Origin of the sequence: Streptomyces sp. HUAS YS2 (assembly GCF_033343995.1) — a bacterium.
Classification (GTDB): domain Bacteria; phylum Actinomycetota; class Actinomycetes; order Streptomycetales; family Streptomycetaceae; genus Streptomyces; species Streptomyces solicathayae.
The window spans coordinates 4,445,236-4,462,651 of record NZ_CP137573.1 but is presented as its reverse complement, the minus strand read 5'-3'; the positions used below and the strand labels follow the sequence as shown (position 1 = coordinate 4,462,651).

Below are 17,416 nucleotides of genomic sequence, written 5' to 3'. Positions count from 1 at the left end.
GATCGAACGCAGGCCGCTGCTTAAACTGAGCCAAGCCTTACCGAACCTCGTCACCTCCGATGGGCCCCGATGACAGCCGCTCTCCGTTCCCGGCGGGTACTCGCGACCTCGGCGGCCCTCGCGGCCCTCCTGCTCGCCGTCCTGCTCAGTCTCGCCGTGGGCGCGCGCCCCGTTCCCCCGTCCACCGTGCTCGACGCGCTGCTGCACGGCGGGACGAGCGCCGACGCGCAGGTCGTCCGTGAGCTGCGGGTGCCTCGGACACTGATCGGGCTCATGGTCGGCGCGGCGCTCGCGCTCGCCGGCACCGCGCTCCAGGGAATCACCCGCAACCCGATCGCCGACCCGGGCATCCTCGGCATCAGCCAGGGCGCGTCGGTGGGCGTGGTCCTCGCGATCGCGTTCGCCGGGGTGCACACGCTCACCGGTTACGTGTGGTTCGCGTTCGCGGGCGCGGCGCTGGCGTCGGTGGCGGTGTACGCGATCGCGTCGAGCGGGCGGGGCGGGGCGACGCCGGTGAAGCTGGCGCTGGGCGGCGCGGCGATCAACGCGCTGCTGCTGTCGGTCACCACCGGCGTGCTGACGACGAAGGCCGCGGCGCTCGACGAGTTCCGGTTCTGGCAGGTCGGCTCGGTGGACGGGCGGGACGCGGCGGTCGTCGCGCAGGTCTGGCCGTTCCTGCTGGTCGGCGCGGTGCTCGTGGTCTCGGTCGCGCGCGGCCTGGACGCGCTGGCGCTCGGCGAGGACGTGGCGAAGGGGCTCGGGCAGAAGGTGGCGACGGTCCGGATCGTCGCCGGTGTCGGCGCGACCGTGCTGACCGGCGCGGGTGTCGCGGCGGCGGGCCCGATCGCGTTCATCGGGCTCGCGGTGCCGCACATCGCGCGGGCGGTCGTGGGTTCGGACCATCGTTGGGTGCTGCCGATGGCGGCGCTGATCGGGCCCGTGATGCTGCTCGTCGCGGACGTGCTCGGGCGGGTGGTGTTCCCGCCGGGCGAGGTCGCGGCGGGGGTGATGACGGCGCTGATCGGGGTGCCGTTCCTGGTGACGCTGGTGCGCAGGAAGGCGGTGCCGGCATGACGGGGACGAAGAGCGTGGTCGTGGAAGCGGCGGCGACCGCTCGTACGACCTCCGTGCGCCCCGCCGGGTACTCCGTCGTGAAGGCCGGCAGGCGCGGGGCGTCGTTCCTGGTGCACCGGCGCTCGGTCGTCGTCGCGATGGCGCTGACCGTGCTGCTGGCCGTGGTGTCGGTCGCGTACCTGTGCGTCGGCGAACGCTTCGTACCGCCGGCCGAGGTTCTGAAGGTCCTGCTCGGGCAGGAGTCGTCGGCCGAGCTGGTCGTCGGCACGCTGCGGCTGCCGCGGCTGGTGGTGGGGCTGCTCGTCGGCGCGGCGTTCGGGGTGGCGGGCGCGTTGATCCAGACCGTCGCCCGCAATCCGCTGGCCAGCCCCGACATCATCGGCATCAGCCAGGGCGCGGGGGCGCTGACGGTCGGCGCGATGACGTTCGGCGTGACGTCGTGGACGGTGCTGCCGTACCTGTCGGTCGTCGGTGGGCTGGCCGCCGCGGCCCTCGTGTACGTGTTCGCCTGGCGGGGCGGGCTGCACGCGACGCGGTTCGTGCTGATCGGGATCGGGTTCGCGATCGCGCTGCGGTCGCTGACGACGCTGTTCATGACGAAGGGCGACTATCTCGTCGCCCAGCAGGCGCAGATCTGGATGACCGGCTCGCTCAACGGGCGGGGCTGGGACGAGGCGGCACCGCTCGGACTGGTGCTGCTGGCGCTCGCGCCGGCGGTGCTGTGGGCGGCGCGGGCGCAGCGGACGGTGTCGCTGGACGACGACACGGCGACGGCGCTCGGGGTGTCGCTGGGGCGGGTCCGGCTGGGGCTGGTGGTGGTCGGGGTGGTGCCGGCGTCGGTGGCGACGGGGGTGGCCGGCCCGGTGGACTTCGTGGCCCTGCTCGCGCCGCAGATCGCGCGGCGGGTCACGCGTACGGCGCAGATCCCGCTGCTTGCCTCGGCGCTGACGGGCGCGGTGATCGTGGTGCTCGGCGACCTGCTGGGGCGGCGGCTGTTCGCGCCGGTGGAACTGCCGGTGGGCGTGCTGACGGCGGCGGTCGGCGCGCCGTATCTGATCTGGCTGATCGTGCGCAGCCGTACTTCTGGAGGACGAGGATGAGCAGGCTGACGGCGCGCGGGCTGACGCTGGCGTACGAGGACCGGGTGGTCGTCGAGGGGCTGGACCTCGACGTCCCGGACGGCAAGGTCACGGTGATCGTCGGTCCGAACGCGTGCGGCAAGTCGACGACGCTGCGGGCGCTCGGGCGGCTGCTGAAGCCGAAGGGCGGGGCGGTGCTGCTGGACGGGGAGTCGCTGGCGAAGCTGCCGACGAAGCGGATCGCGCAGTCGATCGGTCTGCTGCCGCAGACGCCCGTCGCGCCGGAGGCGATCACGGTCGCGGACCTGGTGTCGCGCGGGCGGCAGCCGCATCAGGCGTGGTGGAAGCAGTGGTCGGAGGACGACGAGCGGGCGGTCGTCGACGCGATGGCACGTACGGACGTGAGCGCGCTGGCGGACCGGTCCGTGGACGAGCTGTCGGGCGGTCAGCGGCAGCGGGTGTGGATCGCGATGGCCCTGGCGCAGGACACGGACCTGCTGCTGCTCGACGAGCCGACGACGTACCTGGACATCGCCCACCAGGTGGAGGTCCTGGACCTGGTCCGCCGCCTGAACCGCGCCCGGGGCCGGACGGTGGTCGTCGTCCTCCACGACCTCAACCAGGCCGCGCGGTACGCGGACCACCTGGTGGCGATGAAGTCGGGCGTGGTCGTCGCGGAGGGCGACCCGCGCGAGGTCGTCACGGCGGAGCTGGTGCGGGAGGTCTTCGGCCTTGACTCGATCGTCATCCCCGACCCGGTGACGGGCAGCCCACTGGTCGTCCCGTCGGCCCCGTGGGGCGCGGCGCCGGCCGGGGAGGCGGACGAGGCCCGAGGCGCGGGCGGTGACGCGGACCCGCAGCCGGCACGCGCCTGACGGGAGACCCCCCACCCCGCCCCTCCCCGAAACCCTGCCGGGGGCCGGCGGGGGCTGGGGTAGCGGGGGCAAAGCCCCCGGGCCCCGGGGGCGGCAGCTTCGCGCCGCACAGTGAGCAGCGTCCCCGTTCCGGGAAACCCAGGTGCGGCGGCTTCTCGCCGTGCCGCGGCCAGGCGCGAACCCCGGACACGGGGGCTTTGCTCCGCGCCGTGGGCACGCGCTCGGGCCCCGCGGCCCGGCGCCGCGCTGCGGGCAGGCGCTCCGGCGCCGAACTGGCGGGCGTTGCCCGTTCGCGGTCCCGGGACGGCAGCTTCGCGCCGCGCCGGACGCCCCGCGCCGCAGGTGCGCATTCCCCGTTCACGGCCCCGGACGGCGGTGCCCGTGGGCGCCCACGCGGCGCCGCGCCGCGCCAGCGGGCGTTGCCCGTTTCGCGGGCCCGGGGCGGCGTTTCGCGCCGCGCCGGACGACTCGCGCCGCGGGTGCGCGTTCCCGGTGCCGGGCCCCTCGGCCGGCGGTCTCATGCGCGGCGGGAGCGCCAGGTGAGGTAGAGGGCGGAGGTGAGGGCGGCGGCGCGGATGACCCAGGGCCAGGTGGTGGAGAGGGCTGCGGAGAGGGGTTCTGCGCCTTCAGCGATGGGGGTGCCCCAGCGGCCTTCGAGGCGGCCCCAGATCCAGATCGCGCCCGCACCCGCCGCCACGCCGGGCAGACCCATGACCGCCAGCTTCGACTCGAAAGGGGTCAGGCGGCGGGAGGCGTAGGCGATGATCCAGCCGCCTGCCAGGGCCAGCAGGGAGCCCAGGACCGCGCCGACCACCAGCAGCGCCGCCGCCAGCAGGAGCAGGGGGTTCGTCAGGGTGATGCGGCGGATCCTTCTCGGTTCGGGCCTCGGGTCCGGGGCGTCGTCCGGGTCGTCGTCCGGGTCGTCGTCCGGGTCGGCTTCGGGGGCCCGCTCTTCCTCCTCCTCGTCCGCCGGCGGGCGGAGTATCTCCGCCAGTTCCACGCCGCCCACGAAGCCCGGCAGGTTCGGGGGGTCGTCCGTGGTCCACCAGTCCCCGTCCGCCGATGCGCGATCCCCCGGGACCGGGTCCGGTACCGCCGCCGCGTCCTTTCTCGGGGCCGGGACCGCCGCTCGGTCCACCACCTCGTCCGGTGTGCCGATCCTCCGCAGGATGCGACGTACCGCCGCCGGGCTGTCCTCGCCGCCCAGGGACTTCGAGCGCTGACGGCCGATCTCCTCGCGCAGCTCCGACACGAGGGTCATCCGCGCGCCGGATGTCATCTGGCGCTGTTGCGCCAGATCCCCCACCCGGCTCAGGTAGTCGAAGACCAACTGGTCGCTCTCGATCCCCACAGTGCCCCTCCACAACCGGTCCGACCCGACGTTAGCGCCTGCGCAGGGGCTAACGTGGGGCGGATGGCGACCGATCAGCGCAATCGGGAGGCGGACGTGCCCGGACGGAACGCAGGCGGCACCCCGCCCCCGCGCACCCTCGCGGAGGCGCTCCGCGCCCGCGGGGACGAAGGGCTGGCCGTCCTGCTGCGCGCCCGGCCCGATCTGCTGTCGCCGGTGCCGACGGACCTCACCCAGCTCGCCACCCGCGCCGGCACCCGCGCCTCCGTCGTCCGCGCCCTCGAACGCCTCGACCGGTTCGCGCTGCAGACCGCCGAGGCCCTCGCGGTCGCCCCGGACCCCGCCCCGTACCCCGTGCTCCTCGCGCTGCTCACCGGCGACGACGGCGACCCCGCCGTCGAGGCCGCGCTGCCCCGCGCCGTCGAGCTGCTGCGCGAGCAGGCCCTGCTGTGGGGCGACGACGACCGGCTCCGCCTCGTCCGTACCGCCCGCGAACTGCTCACCCCCTCTCCCCAGCATCCGTCGCCCACCGGCCTCGGCCCGTCCGTGGCCGAGGCCACGGCCGGCATGTCGCCCGGCCGGGTGCAGGAGATCATCGCGACGGCCGGGCTGCCCGCGACGCACGATCCGGTGTCGGCGGTCGCCCTGCTGACGGAGCTGTTCACCGACCGCGCCCGGATGGGCGAACTGCTCGACAGCGCCCCGCCCGACGCGCTGGCCGTGCTCGACCGGCTGGTGTGGGGCCCGCCGTACGGGGAGGTCACCGCCGACCCGCCGCCGCCGGTCCGCTGGCTGCGCGACCGCGGTCTGCTGCTGCCCGTCTCGACGCGCACGGTCGTCCTGCCGCGCGAGGCCGCGCTGCACCTGCGCGGCGGACGCGCGCACCGCGCCGTCGAACCGGTCCCGCCGCGCGTCGAGCTGCTGCGCGAATACCGTCCACAGGTTGTGGACAGCGCCGCGGCCGGGCAGGCGTACACCGCGCTCGCCACCGTCGAGGAACTGCTGCGGGAGTGGAACGAGGGCGGACCGCAGGTGCTCCGCGCCGGCGGTCTGGCGGTACGGGACCTCAAGCGGACCGCCGCCGCCCTCGACCTCACCGAGCCGCTCGCCGCGTTCTGGCTGGAGCTGTGCCACGGAGCGGGGCTGCTCGCCTCGGACGGCGAGGCGGACGAGCGGTTCGCGCCCACGCCCGCGTACGACGACTGGCTCGACCAGCCGCCCGCCGAGCGCTGGGCCCTGCTCGCCACCGCCTGGCTGGCGGCGACCCGTACGGCCGGACTCGTCGGCGGCCAGGACGCGAAGGGGCGCACCCTGTCCGCCCTCGGCCCGGACCTGGACCGCTCCCCGGCCCCCGAGGTCCGCCGCCGGGTCCTGACCCTCCAGGCCACCCTTCCGCCGGGCGCGGCCGCCTCCCCGGACAGCGTCCTCGCCCGGCTCCGCTGGGAGCGCCCGCTCCGCGGCGCCGCCGCCGACCGAGCCGCCGCCGACCGAGCCGGCACCGACCAGGCCCCCGCCGACCTCCGCTCCCGCCTCGCCCTGTGGACCCTGAACGAGGCCGAGCTGCTCGGGCTCACCGGCCGCGGCGCGCTCTCCGGCCCCGCCCGTGCCCTGCTGAACCTGCCGCTCGCCGAGGCCGCCCCCGACGCCCCGCCCGGCGCGGTCGGCGGCAACGTCGAGCCGTCCGTCGCCGCGTCCCGCGCGGCCACGCTGCTCGCCCCGCTGCTCCCGGAGGCCGTCGACCACGTCCTCCTCCAGGCGGACCTGACCGCCGTCGCGCCCGGCCCGCTGCGCCGGCCGCTCGCCGAGACCCTCGCGGTGCTCGCGGACGTCGAGTCGAAGGGCGGCGCGACGGTCTACCGGTTCACGCCCGCGTCCGTACGGCGCGCTCTGGACGCCGGCCGGACCGCCTCCGACCTGCAGGAGTTCCTCTCCGCGCACTCCCGGACCCCGGTGCCGCAGCCACTCGCCTACCTGATCGACGACGTGGCGCGGAAGCACGGCCACCTGCGGATCGGCGCCGCGTCCGCGTACGTCCGCTGCGACGACGACGCGCTGCTCGGCGAGATCCTCGCCGACCGCCGCTCCGCGTCGCTGCGGCTGCGCCGGCTCGCGCCGACCGTGCTCGCCGCGCAGACCGACCCCGCCTCGCTGCTCGACGGCCTGCGGGCGATGGGGTACGCGCCGGCGGCCGAGTCCGCGGAGGGCGACGTGCTGATCACCCGCGCCGACGCCGTCCGCACGCCGCCCCGCAGCGCCCCCGTCCCCGTCCCCGACGGCCCGCCGACCCCCGACGGCACGCTCCTCGGCGCGGCGGTCCGCGCGATCCGGGCCGGCGACCTGGCCTCGACGGCGGTGCGCAAGGAGCGTCCGGACGCGCCCCCGCGCACGCCCGGCGAACTGCCCCGCACCTCCGCCGCCGAGACCCTCGCCACCGTCCAGGCCGCCGCGATGACCGGCTCGGCGGTCTGGATCGGGTATGTGAACGCCGACGGCGCCGCGAGCCAGCGCGTGATCGCGCCGGTCCGGGTCGAGGGCGGTTTCGTCACCGGCTACGACCACACGGCGGACGAGGTCCGCACCTTCCCGCTGCACCGCGTCACGGGCGTGGCCGAGCTGGCCGAGGGCGAGGTCTGACGCCGTTCGGCGCTAGCCGAGCACGAACGTCGTCAGCACCGCCGCGTGGTCCGACGGCCACTCGTTCGCCGCGACCGCGGGCCACGGGTCCGGCGTGCCCGCGACCCGCGTGTGGGAGTCGAGCACCCGCAGGCCGCGGCCGTTGTGGAGCACGTAGTCGATGCGGTCCTGCGGCTCCGGCCGGCCGCTGCCCGAGCCCTCGTCCGGGTGCGTGACGTGCACCGGCGACCAGGTGTGGCCGGGGTCGCGCACCGGGTCGGGGTGGACCTCCCGGTACGAGTCGCGCAGCCCGGCGGCCTCGGCGGCGAGCGTCACCGGCCAGGGGACGTCGGTCCGGTCGAGGTGCGAGGGCGCGTTGAAGTCTCCCACCAGCACCACCGAGCCCGACTCCCCCGCCGCCGCACCGATCCGCTCCAGCGTGTCCCGCATCTGCGCCAGTCGTACGTCCTCGTGGGCGACCAGCTCGTCGGCGGGCAGCCCGTCGAAGTCGGCCTCGTACGGGCCGTACGGGGTGTAGTGCAGGTGCGCGGTCCACACGTCGACCTCGTGGCCCTCGTCCGTACGGATCCGCACGCCGGCCGCCCCGTAGAAGCCGACGTCCGGGTCGCCGAGCCGGGCGACGATCGGGTGACGGCTGACGATGCCGAGGTTGTCGCCGGCGTGGTGGCCGTGCCAGCCGAGCTCCTTCGCCAGCTCGTCGGTGGCCTGCGGGCCGGCCTCCTGCAGGCCGACCACGTCGGCGCCGGAGGCCCGGATCGCCCGGACCTGCTTCGCGCGGCCGTCGTCGACCATCGCGCCGGCGAGCCACAGGTTCCAGCTCATCACCGCCAGCCGGGGGCCGCCGGTCATGGCCCGCAGACGGTCCGGGGTGACCTCGGTGAGGCTGCCGAGGACGGTCCGGCCGGGCGCGGCGTCGATCGGCGCGAGGGACGGGACCGCGAGCACCGCGCAGCCGGCCGCCTCGGCGGAGCCGACGCCGGTCGGAGTGTCCTCGACGGCGACGCAGCGGGCCGGGTCGACGCCGAGGGCGCGGCAGGCGGCGAGGTACGGGTCGGGCTCGGGCTTGGTGCGCGCGGTGTCGTCCGCGGTGACGGAGACCGCGAACGAGGGCGCGCCGAGGGCCCCGAGGGCGGCGAGGACGGTGTCGGCGACGGCCCGCGGCGAGGCCGTCACCAGGGCGGTGGGCACGCCGTCGTGGGCGAGCGAGGACAGCAGGGCGAGCGCGCCGGGACGGGGGACGACGCCGACCCGGACCCGGTCGGCGAACTCCCGGTGGAGCAGGGCCGCGAGGTCGTCCGCGGACGCGCCCGTGGCGGCGGCCAGCCAGGCGGCGGTGTGCTCGACGGGGCGGCCGAGCACGTCCGGCCGGTCGGCCTCGGTCAGCGGGCGTCCGGCGACCTCTTCCACCGCCTCCCACCACAGCCCCTCGGTGTCGACGAGCGTGCCGTCCATGTCGAACAGGACGGCGTGCAGGGGCGCTTCGGTGTGTACGGGCGGAGTCACGTGGTTCTCTCTCTTGTCTCTGTTCGTCACGGAGCGGTGCGCGGGGCCACCAGGACCGGGCGCTCGCGCAGTGTGACAGTCACGGTGGCCCCGGCGGGCAGCTCGGTGGCCTCGTGGGTGGGCAGGTCGGCCTTGGCCTCGGTGCCGTCGGCGAGCCGTACGGTCAGCCGGGTGGTGGCGCCGAGGAACGCGGCGGCGACGATCCGGGCCGGGCCGTCGGGGTCCGCGGAGACCCGCAGGTCCTCGGGCCGTACGAGCACGTCGACCGCTGACATCTCGGGGGTGCCCTCCGGCCCGTCCACCGGAAGCCGCTGCCCGAGGACCTCGACGGTGCTGCCGTCGAGGTCCCCGGGGATCCGGCTCATCGTGCCGACGAACTCGGCGACGAAGGCCGTGGCGGGGCGGCCGTACAGCTCGGCGGGCGGGGCGATCTGCTCCAGGCGTCCGCCGTGCATCACGTCCTGCGGGTACGCGGCCTGGACGGCGAGCCGGTGCTCGTCGAGCGGACCGTGTACGCCGACTGGATCTCGCCGGCCGTCGAGGCCGGCGACCCCGAATGCGCCTCGGTCACCCAGCGCCTCTACGAGGCCACCGGCCTCGTCTTCGCCCACGGCGAGCACGTCATCGACGCGCTGTCCGCGGGCGCCCAGGACGCCGGACTGCTGGGCCTGCGCCGCACCAGCCCGCTGCTGCGCGTCCGCCGCGTGACCACCACGCACGAGGGCCGCCCGGTCGAATGGTCCGACGACCGCTACCGCCCGGACGCCGTCAGCTTCACCGTCCAACACTCGATCGCGAGCAACGCCCTGGTCCGCACCACGGCCGGATGACCCCGACATCGGGCAGACTGGATGTTTGGCCGTTACGGGAAGGACGCAAGCGTGAACGGACCTCTCATCGTCCAGAGCGACAAGACGCTGCTGCTGGAGGTGGACCACGAGCTCGCCGACGCCTGCCGGCGGGCCATCGCGCCGTTCGCGGAGCTGGAGCGGGCTCCCGAGCACATCCACACGTACCGGATCACCCCGCTCGGCCTGTGGAACGCCCGGGCCGCCGGGCACGACGCGGAGCAGGTCGTCGACGCGCTCGTCGAGTACTCCCGCTATCCCGTCCCGCACGCGCTGCTCGTCGACGTGGCCGAGACGATGGCCCGGTATGGGCGGCTCACGCTCAGCAAGCACCCCACCCACGGCCTCGTGCTGACCACGACGGACCGGCCCGTCCTGGAGGAGATCCTCCGGTCGAAGAAGGTGCAGCCGCTGGTCGGGGCGCGGATCGACCAGGACACCGTGGCCGTGCACCCGTCCGAGCGCGGGCAGATCAAGCAGACGCTCCTGAAGCTGGGCTGGCCGGCCGAGGACCACGCCGGGTACGTGGACGGCGAGGCGCACCGCATCGACCTGGCCGAGGACGGCTGGTCGCTGCGGCCGTACCAGAAGCAGGCCGTGGAGGGTTTCTGGCACGGCGGCTCCGGCGTCGTCGTGCTGCCCTGCGGCGCGGGCAAGACGCTGGTCGGCGCGGGTGCGATGGCGCAGGCGAAGGCGACCACGCTGATCCTGGTCACGAACACGGTCTCCGCCCGCCAGTGGAAGCACGAGCTGGTGAAGCGGACCTCGCTGACCGAGGACGAGATCGGCGAGTACTCCGGGACCCGCAAGGAGATCAGGCCGGTCACCATCGCCACGTACCAGGTGCTGACGACCAAGCGGAAGGGGATCTACCCCCACCTGGAGCTGTTCGACTCCCGCGACTGGGGCCTGATCGTCTACGACGAGGTGCACCTGCTGCCCGCGCCGGTCTTCAAGTTCACCGCCGACCTGCAGGCCCGGCGGCGACTGGGCCTGACCGCGACGCTGGTCCGCGAGGACGGCCGCGAGTCGGACGTCTTCTCGCTGATCGGGCCGAAGCGGTTCGACGCGCCGTGGAAGGAGATCGAGGCGCAGGGCTACATCGCGCCCGCCGACTGCGTCGAGGTCCGGGTGAACCTGACGGACTCCGAGCGGCTCGCGTACGCGACGGCCGAGACGGAGGAGAAGTACCGCTTCTGCGCGACGACCGCGACGAAGCGGAAGGTGACCGAGGCGCTGGTGAAGAAGTTCGCCGGGCAGCAGATCCTCGTCATCGGCCAGTACATCGACCAGCTGGACGAGCTGGGCGAGCATCTGGACGCGCCGGTCATCAAGGGCGAGACGTCGAACGCCCAGCGCGAGAAGCTCTTCGACGCGTTCCGGAACGGCGAGATCAGCGTCCTGGTGGTGTCGAAGGTCGCGAACTTCTCGATCGACCTGCCGGAGGCGACGGTCGCGATCCAGGTGTCCGGCACGTTCGGATCCCGGCAGGAGGAGGCCCAGCGGCTCGGCCGGGTGCTCCGCCCGAAGGCCGACGGCCACCAGGCGCACTTCTACTCGGTGGTCGCCCGGGACACCATCGACCAGGACTTCGCTGCGCACCGGCAGCGCTTCCTGGCCGAGCAGGGCTACGCGTACCGCATCGTCGACGCGGACGACCTGCTGACGGGGACGGAGACGGGACCGGAGACGGAGACCGACTCCGACTAGCCGGTCCCGCTCCGGCTCAGTCCTCCCGTGCCGCGTACACGGGGCGGGGGTTCCGTATGCCCGCCCCCGGCGGGCCGTAGTCGCCGAGCAGGACGACGCTCACGGCGGCGCCGCCGTAGGCGCGGACGGCGCGCAGGGCGAGGGAGAGTCGGTGGGAGTGGGGGACGGCGGGGGTCAGGGTCGCTGCGGTCATGTCTCCATGATGGAATTCGGGCATACCGAACACATCGCCCTGAGGGCGGAACCTCGATCCGCCCCGCCTACGACCTGCGACGGGTGCCGTCCCCTACGGGTCCCCTGGAGGTCGTAGGCCCTCGGGCCGGGCGCGAAAAGCGTTTCGTGACCGCCCCGCGCGCGGGCTAGAATCGTCGGCTTCCCCGCCTCCCTTCGCGGAGTGCCCTCCCGTCTCCCACCACCACCCCCAACCGATGCCCTTCGGGCAGCCCCCTCTCGTTGCCGCCCGAGTCCGAAACCGGCGGCCACCTCGACGTGTCCGCATCACCCGACCGGAGGCTCCACGGTGTCCGCAACCGACCCGCTCGCGCTCGAGCGCGCCCATCTGACCTCGTCCCGCGCCGCGCTGCGCGCGATGCGCGAGGACGTGGAGGCGCTCGACATCAAGGACGTCACGGCGAACTGGGTCAACTCCGTCGTCCTGGGGCGGCAGATCGAGGAGCGGATCAAGGCGCTCGCCGACCTCGCGCACACCCCGCTGTTCTTCGGCCGGCTCGACTACCTGCCCACCACCCAGCAGGGCCAGCGCTTCTACATCGGCCGCCGGCACGTCCACGACGCGGTCGGCGACCCGATGGTGATCGACTGGCGTGCGCCGGTCTCGCAGCCGTTCTACCGGGCCTCGAAGCAGGACCCGCAGGACGTGGCGCTGCGGCGGCGGTTCGGCTACACCGGCGGCGACCTCACCGCGTACGAGGACGAGCACCTCTCCGACCCGGCCGCTGTGACGTTTTCCGGCTCCGCCGGGGGCACACAGACCTCGAAGCTGCTCCAGGCGGAGATCGAGCGGCCGCGCGTCGGCCCGATGCGGGACATCGTCGCCACGATCCAGCCCGAGCAGGACGAGATCGTCCGCTCCGACCTGTCCGGCACGGTCTGCGTGCAGGGCGGCCCCGGCACCGGCAAGACGGCAGTCGGCCTGCACCGAGTCGCGTACCTGCTGTACGCGCACCGGGAGCGGCTGTCCCGCACGGGCACGCTGGTGATCGGCCCGAACCGGTCCTTCCTGCACTACATCGAGCAGGTGCTGCCCGCGCTCGGCGAGCTGGAGGTGCAGCAGGCGACGGTGGACGACCTGGTCGCGCACGTCGAGGTGCGCGGCGAGGACGCGGCGGCGACGGCCGTGGTGAAGGGCGACGCGCGGATGGCGGAGGTGCTGCGGCGCGCGGTGCGCGCGCACGTCACGCTGCCCACGGAGCCGCTGATGGTGGTGCGCGGTTCGCGGCGCTGGCGGGTGCCGGCGTACGAACTGGAGGAGATCGTCAGCGAGTTGCTGGACCGGGACATCCGGTACGGGGCGGCCAGGGACGCGCTGCCGCAGCGCATCGCGCACGCGGTGCTGGTGCGGATGGAGCAGGCGGGCGAGGCGCCGGACGACCGGGTGCAGGACGCGGTGGCCCGCAACGCGGCGGTGAAGGCGGTCGTGAAGGAGTGCTGGCCGCCGGTCGACCCGGCGAAGCTGGTGCTGCGGCTGCTCGGCGACGCCGAGTTCCTGGCGGAGCACGCGGCGGGGCTGCTGACGGAGGACGAGCAGAAGCTGCTGCTGTGGACGAAGCCGTACCGGAGCGTGAAGTCGGCGAAGTGGTCGGCGGCGGACGCGGTGCTGATCGACGAGGCGAAGGACCTGGTGGAGCGCACGCACTCGCTCGGCCATGTGGTCGTCGACGAGGCGCAGGACCTGTCCCCGATGCAGTACCGGGCGGTGGGGCGGCGCTGCACGACGGGCTCCGCGACGGTCCTCGGCGACCTGGCGCAGGGCACGACGCCGTGGGCGACGGAGAGCTGGGCGCAGGCGCTGGCGCACCTGGGGAAGCCGGACGCGATCGTGGAGGAGCTGACGGCGGGCTTCCGCGTGCCGCGCGAGGTCATCGCGTACGCCTCGCGACTGCTGCCGCACATGTCGCCGGGGCTCGCGGCGGTGGAGTCGGTCCGTGAGAACCCGGGGTCGCTGTCCGTCGTCACGTCCGAGTCCCTGGACGCGGACGTGGTGGCGGCCTGCCGGGCGTCGTTGGAGCACGAGGGCTCGATCGGCCTGATCGCGGCGGACGCCCGCATCGCACCGCTGGCGGAGGCCCTGACGGCGGCGGGCATGGCGTACCTCTCCCCCGGTGAGGAGACGACCGCCGAGTCCCGCCTGACCCTGGTCCCGGCGTCGTTGGCCAAGGGTCTGGAGTACGACTACGTGGTGCTCGACGAGCCCGCCGCGGTCGTGGACGGCGAGCCCGACGAGCGCACCGGCCTGCGCCGCCTGTACGTCGCCCTCACCCGTGCCGTCTCGGGCCTGACGGTCCTCCACTCGGCGCCGCTGCCCGAGCAGTTGGGCTAGACAGCGGCTTCCGCGTACTCGGCGAGCGCCTCGGCGAAGGTCCGGCGGGCGACCGCGGCGAGGACGGGGTTCACCGGGTTCACCACGCGGTAGTAATGGTCGGTCACGATCCCCCAGCACAGGGCCCAGCCGCGGCCCCGCGCCCAGGTCGCGTCGTCGACCTCGGCGGCCTCGCGGAAGAGCGGGCGGGTCTCGGCGGTGAGGAGGGTCCAGGCGGCCATCATGTCGCAGGCGGGGTCGCCGGTGCCGAGGCCGCCGAAGTCGATGACGGCGCTGAGCCGGCCGTCCCGGGTGAGCAGGTTGCCGGGGAGCAGGTCGCCGTGCACCCAGACGGGAGGCCGGTCCCACTGCGGCAGCCGCAGCACGGACTCCCAGGCCGCGCCGGCGAGTTCGCCGTCGAGGCTGCCCTCGGCGGCGAGGGCGCGGACGGCGCCCGCCATGGAGCCGCCCTCCCACTCGGTGACGTGTCCGCCCCGGAACGACGTCGGGCCGCCGGTCGCGTCGACGCGGCGCAGGGCCGCCCCGAAGCGGCCCAACTCGACGGCGGCGTGGGCGAGATCGGTGACCGGCGCGTCGAAGGCGTCGTCGCCGTCCAGCCACGCGTACACGGCCCAGTGCTGCCCGAAGCCCTCCCCCGGCACCCCGTCCCCGACGGGCGCCGGCACGGGCAGCGGCAGGTGCGGGGCGATGTGCGGCAGCCAGCGCCGCTCCTTCTCGATCTGGCCCGCAGCCCAGTCCGCCTTCGGCAGCCGTACGACGAGCTCGTCGCCGAGCCGGAACATCTCGTTGTCGGTGCCGGCCGAGTCCACGTGTGCGAGGGGAAGCCCCGCCCACTGCGGGAACTGTGCGGCGATCAGTCTGCGCGCGAGGTCGATCATGGCCGGGAGGGTAACCGGCGGACGGTCGGCCGGACCATCGAATTTCGGGCTCCTGCCGCGATCTGGCCATTCCCTTTCGGATCCCTTGAAGTCGCCCTGTGCGCGCCGCTTACAGTGAGGCCGCAGTGCGGGAAATGACCCGTGGTGAACGAGTGAACCCTGTTGCGCGCCCATGAGATTTCCGTCCCATGGATTTCTGTCGAACAGAGGAGAACCCATGTCTGCACGTATGCGTACGAGCGTTGCGGTCCTGGCCGCCGCCGGCGCTCTGGCACTGCCCACGACCCCGGCCGCCGCCGAGGGGGTCGGCACGACCGCCGTGACCTGGTCGGTCTCGCTCGGTACGGCGAAGGCCGAGGGGACGCGGCGGTTCGAGGGCACGAGCCTGGTGGCGGAAGGCCGGTTGAGCAACACCGGCCCGGGCTGCTACTCGGTGTGGACTCAGGTCACCCACGATTTCGTGCCCGGACCGGCCGTGCGGAACGCGACGCTGTGCGGCCCGGGGGCGGTCGACGTCTTGGTGCGACGTGACTACTGGCTTCCCACGATGACCGGCCGGATCACGGTGTGCGAGGGATCGGCGAACACCGCGACATGCGCTCCGTGGAAGAGCCTCGTCTGAACCGAAGTCGCCGGAAGGGCTATTCGTCCAGTGCGCGGCGCCAGGTCCTGACCGCGTCGGCCGAGACCGGGGCGGTCCAGCCGCTGGGGCGGGCCGCTCCGCCGATGTGGAAGGCGTCGAGGCCGGCCGCGCGCAACTCCGGGAGATGGTCGAGCCGGAGGCCGCCGCCGACGAGGATCTGGGGCTCGTAGCCCGGTTCGCCGGCACGGGCCGCCTCCGCGGCCAGGACGCGCAGGCCGTCGTCGACGCCCGTCGCCGCGCCGGCCGTCAGGTACGTGTCGAGGCCGGGCAGGTCCGCGAGGAGCTTGCGGAGGCCGTCCCGGTCGGCAGCCCGGTCGATCGCGCGGTGGAACGTCCAGCGGCAGCCGTCCAGTACGGCGAGGAGGCGTTCCACGGCGACCAGGTCCGGCCCGCCGTCCGAGGTCAGGAAGCCGAGCACGAACTCGTCCGCGCCCGCCTCCCGCAGCTCCTCCGCCCGGCCGACCAGCGCGTTCACATCGCCGGCCGCGAAGCCGTCGGCCAGCCTGAGCATCACCCGCAGCGGGATGTCCACGGCCGCGCGGATGGCCGCGAACCGCTCCGTGGAGGGGGTCAGCCCGTCCGCCGCCATGTCGGTGACCAGTTCGAGGCGGTCCGCCCCGCCGGCCTGGGCCGCGACCGCGTCCTCCTCGTCGAGGGCGATCACCTCCAGCACTGCACGGTCGCTCATCGAGCCCGATCCTCCCAGAGACGGCTACAGGTCTAGTCCAATGTCCGGGACCAGACTAGCCGTGCGCGTGGCCTCCCGCATCGTGCGCGGCCTCACCCGTCCCACGGGTTCCGGCCGTTTCGGTCGCTCCGGCCGTCACACCCTTCCCGCCCGCGTACACCGTGAACGCCGCCGTCCGGACCTTCCCTTCGTGCTGGAAGTCCAGGAACAGCCGGTACGCGCCCGCGCTCGGCGCGGTCGCCGTGAACGAGACGTCCGGGCCGGGGCCGCCCTCGTTCGGGTGGACGTGCAGGTACGCGAGGTCGCCCTCGCGCAGCGCGACGAGGTGCCCGTACGCCCCGAGGTACGGCTCCAGGTTCGTCACCGGCTTCCCGGCCTTCGTGACGGTGAGCTTCAGCTCGCCCGCCCTGCCCGGGTCCAGCGTGCCGCCGAGCCGCACCTGGTAGCCGTCCACCTCGGCCGTCGGCGCGACGGCCGGCAGCGGCTGCGGCGCGTACGCCCCCGGCACGGAGACGTCGGCGCCCAGCGTGACACCCTTCGCGCCCTCGGCCGCCGGGGTGAAGTCCGCGAAGACCTTGTACGCGCCGGCCGCCGGCAGGTCCACCGGCGTCGACCAGGTCCCGTCCGCCGCGCGCACCGGGTGCAGGTGCCGGAAGACGGTCAGGTCGTGGGAGGCGACGATGAAGTGCAGCTCCTTGCCGTGCTCCGTCCGGTACGCGGTGACGTTCCTACCCCCCGCGTCCTTGACGGCGAACTTCAGCACGCTCGTGCCCACGGCGGTCTTCGGCGTCGCCAGGGCCAGCGTGTAGCCACCCTCCGACACCTGGAGCCCACCGGCCGCGGGGGCGGTTCCCCCGCCGGCGTCCGCCTCCTCGTGCGCCGCGTGCCCGGCCTGCGCGTGCTCCGCCTTCGTCGGCTCGCCCACGGGTCCGACGCCCTTGCCGACCCCGTACGCGGTCCCGAAGGTCGCGGCGAGCGCGGCGGCGAAAGCGGTGATCTTCACTCCGGTGTTCATGGCAGCTCTCCCGTCCTGGTGGCCTTTCTTGCCCTTCACCATACCCCTGGGGGGTATCAAGTCAAGCGGCCGGAGAGGCTTGCGTGAGGTACGGGAGGGGGGTATACATGGATCTCGAAGCCGATACCCCCCTAGGGTATCGATGGGATCGACCCACCGAGGAAGGGGACCTCACATGTCCGAGTCCTGCTGCACCACCGACGGCAGCTGCTCGACCAGCGGCTCCACCGCCACCGCCACGGCCGTCGCCGAGACCACCGCCACCACGTACCGCGTCTCCGGCATGAGCTGCGGACACTGCCGGACCGCGATCACCCGGTCGGTCGGCGCGCTCGACGGCGTGCTCTCGGTCGAGGTCGACATCGCCGGCGGCCTGGTCACCGTCACCACCGGTGGCGAGCCCGACGACACCGCCGTCGCCGCCGCGATCGACGACGCCGGCTACGAGCTGACCGGCCGCGCCTGACCCGTACCGCGCACGACGCGGCACCACCCCGGCCGCCGGGGCCCGTCCCTTCCCCGCCGGGCCCCGGCCCCCACCCTCCCGCCTCAACGAGG

14 protein-coding genes and 2 pseudogenes are annotated in these 17,416 nt (G+C 74.4%); 9 read left to right on the top strand and 7 right to left on the bottom strand.

The features are described 5' to 3' along the window. Positions 1-69: 69 nt before the first annotated feature. The 3 genes from R2D22_RS20660 to R2D22_RS20650 are packed head-to-tail and all read left to right on the top strand — an operon-like array spanning position 70 to position 3,028. On the top strand, positions 70-1,074 hold the full coding sequence (locus R2D22_RS20660) for a FecCD family ABC transporter permease (protein ID WP_318105724.1): 1,005 nt from the start codon (positions 70-72) through the stop codon (positions 1,072-1,074). Beyond that, on the top strand, positions 1,071-2,174 hold the full coding sequence (locus R2D22_RS20655; protein WP_318105722.1) for a FecCD family ABC transporter permease: 1,104 nt from the start codon (positions 1,071-1,073) through the stop codon (positions 2,172-2,174). Before R2D22_RS20660 ends, R2D22_RS20655 begins: the two co-directional genes overlap by 4 nt. Next, positions 2,171-3,028, top strand: a complete 858-nt coding sequence (locus R2D22_RS20650; RefSeq protein ID WP_318105720.1) for an ABC transporter ATP-binding protein — start codon at positions 2,171-2,173, stop codon at positions 3,026-3,028. Before R2D22_RS20655 ends, R2D22_RS20650 begins: the two co-directional genes overlap by 4 nt. A 517-nt stretch (positions 3,029-3,545) precedes the next feature. Here R2D22_RS20650 and R2D22_RS20645 read toward each other — a convergent pair. Beyond that, complete coding sequence (locus R2D22_RS20645; RefSeq protein WP_318105716.1) at positions 3,546-4,379, bottom strand: hypothetical protein; 834 nt, start codon at positions 4,377-4,379, stop codon at positions 3,546-3,548. Between the two features lie 63 nt (positions 4,380-4,442). Here R2D22_RS20645 and R2D22_RS20640 point away from each other — a divergent pair, with 63 nt between their 5' ends. Continuing rightward, entirely contained in the window at positions 4,443-7,013 is a 2,571-nt protein-coding gene (locus tag R2D22_RS20640) for a helicase-associated domain-containing protein (protein ID WP_318105714.1), read from the top strand. Between the two features lie 12 nt (positions 7,014-7,025). On the opposite strand, the gene R2D22_RS20635 is transcribed toward R2D22_RS20640, so the two are convergent. Further along, a complete protein-coding gene (locus tag R2D22_RS20635) occupies positions 7,026-8,516 on the bottom strand; it encodes an HAD-IA family hydrolase (RefSeq protein ID WP_318105712.1) in 1,491 nt (496 codons plus the stop codon). A 26-nt stretch (positions 8,517-8,542) separates the two neighbouring features. Next, a pseudogene (locus R2D22_RS20630) lies at positions 8,543-8,974 on the bottom strand (TOBE domain-containing protein); the annotation flags it as partial. On the opposite strand from R2D22_RS20630, the pseudogene R2D22_RS20625 reads away from it, so the two are divergent. Together R2D22_RS20625 and R2D22_RS20620 are read left to right on the top strand one after the other, a co-directional pair. Beyond that, positions 8,966-9,346: pseudogene (locus R2D22_RS20625) on the top strand (GntR family transcriptional regulator); the annotation flags it as partial. The pseudogenes R2D22_RS20630 and R2D22_RS20625 sit on opposite strands and share 9 nt — an antisense overlap. Positions 9,347-9,397: 51 nt before the next feature. Then, positions 9,398-11,074, top strand: a complete 1,677-nt coding sequence (locus R2D22_RS20620; RefSeq protein ID WP_318105710.1) for a DNA repair helicase XPB — start codon at positions 9,398-9,400, stop codon at positions 11,072-11,074. Positions 11,075-11,090: 16 nt separating this feature from the next. Here the strand turns inward: R2D22_RS20620 and R2D22_RS20615 are convergent, their stop codons facing one another. Next, the gene (locus tag R2D22_RS20615; RefSeq protein WP_318105708.1) at positions 11,091-11,267 is read right to left on the bottom strand and encodes a hypothetical protein; all 177 of its coding nucleotides are present in this window, start codon (positions 11,265-11,267) and stop codon (positions 11,091-11,093) included. A gap of 396 nt (positions 11,268-11,663) precedes the next feature. Here R2D22_RS20615 and R2D22_RS20610 point away from each other — a divergent pair, with 396 nt between their 5' ends. Continuing rightward, on the top strand, positions 11,664-13,634 hold the full coding sequence (locus R2D22_RS20610; RefSeq protein ID WP_318109888.1) for a HelD family protein: 1,971 nt from the start codon (positions 11,664-11,666) through the stop codon (positions 13,632-13,634). Here the strand turns inward: R2D22_RS20610 and R2D22_RS20605 are convergent. Further along, complete coding sequence (locus R2D22_RS20605; RefSeq protein ID WP_318105706.1) at positions 13,631-14,512, bottom strand: aminoglycoside phosphotransferase family protein; 882 nt, start codon at positions 14,510-14,512, stop codon at positions 13,631-13,633. The two genes, R2D22_RS20610 and R2D22_RS20605, sit on opposite strands and share 4 nt — an antisense overlap. Positions 14,513-14,729: 217 nt before the next feature. On the opposite strand from R2D22_RS20605, the gene R2D22_RS20600 reads away from it, so the two are divergent. Further along, positions 14,730-15,134, top strand: coding sequence for a hypothetical protein (locus R2D22_RS20600; protein WP_318105704.1), 405 nt, complete (start codon positions 14,730-14,732; stop codon positions 15,132-15,134). Between the two features lie 19 nt (positions 15,135-15,153). Here R2D22_RS20600 and R2D22_RS20595 read toward each other — a convergent pair whose 3' ends face one another. After that, positions 15,154-15,843, bottom strand: a complete 690-nt coding sequence (locus R2D22_RS20595) for a copper homeostasis protein CutC (protein ID WP_318105703.1) — start codon at positions 15,841-15,843, stop codon at positions 15,154-15,156. 55 nt (positions 15,844-15,898) lie between these two features. After that, positions 15,899-16,858 (bottom strand): hypothetical protein, encoded by a 960-nt coding sequence (locus R2D22_RS20590; protein WP_318105701.1) that lies wholly within the window; start codon positions 16,856-16,858, stop codon positions 15,899-15,901. A gap of 175 nt (positions 16,859-17,033) precedes the next feature. On the opposite strand from R2D22_RS20590, the gene R2D22_RS20585 reads away from it, so the two are divergent. Next, a complete protein-coding gene (locus R2D22_RS20585; RefSeq protein WP_318105699.1) occupies positions 17,034-17,324 on the top strand; it encodes a heavy-metal-associated domain-containing protein in 291 nt (96 codons plus the stop codon). Positions 17,325-17,416 lie beyond the last annotated feature (92 nt).

Coding starts and splice junctions, on each gene's coding strand:
- R2D22_RS20605 (WP_318105706.1), bottom strand. CDS start 14,512: ATGATCGACCTCGCGCGCAGACTGATCGCCGCACAGTTCCCGCAGTGG.
- R2D22_RS20585 (WP_318105699.1), top strand. CDS start 17,034: ATGTCCGAGTCCTGCTGCACCACCGACGGCAGCTGCTCGACCAGCGGC.
- R2D22_RS20640 (WP_318105714.1), top strand. CDS start 4,443: ATGGCGACCGATCAGCGCAATCGGGAGGCGGACGTGCCCGGACGGAAC.
- R2D22_RS20660 (WP_318105724.1), top strand. CDS start 70: ATGACAGCCGCTCTCCGTTCCCGGCGGGTACTCGCGACCTCGGCGGCC.
- R2D22_RS20655 (WP_318105722.1), top strand. CDS start 1,071: ATGACGGGGACGAAGAGCGTGGTCGTGGAAGCGGCGGCGACCGCTCGT.
- R2D22_RS20610 (WP_318109888.1), top strand. CDS start 11,664: ATGCGCGAGGACGTGGAGGCGCTCGACATCAAGGACGTCACGGCGAAC.
- R2D22_RS20595 (WP_318105703.1), bottom strand. CDS start 15,843: ATGAGCGACCGTGCAGTGCTGGAGGTGATCGCCCTCGACGAGGAGGAC.
- R2D22_RS20615 (WP_318105708.1), bottom strand. CDS start 11,267: ATGACCGCAGCGACCCTGACCCCCGCCGTCCCCCACTCCCACCGACTC.
- R2D22_RS20590 (WP_318105701.1), bottom strand. CDS start 16,858: ATGAACACCGGAGTGAAGATCACCGCTTTCGCCGCCGCGCTCGCCGCG.
- R2D22_RS20650 (WP_318105720.1), top strand. CDS start 2,171: ATGAGCAGGCTGACGGCGCGCGGGCTGACGCTGGCGTACGAGGACCGG.
- R2D22_RS20600 (WP_318105704.1), top strand. CDS start 14,730: ATGTCTGCACGTATGCGTACGAGCGTTGCGGTCCTGGCCGCCGCCGGC.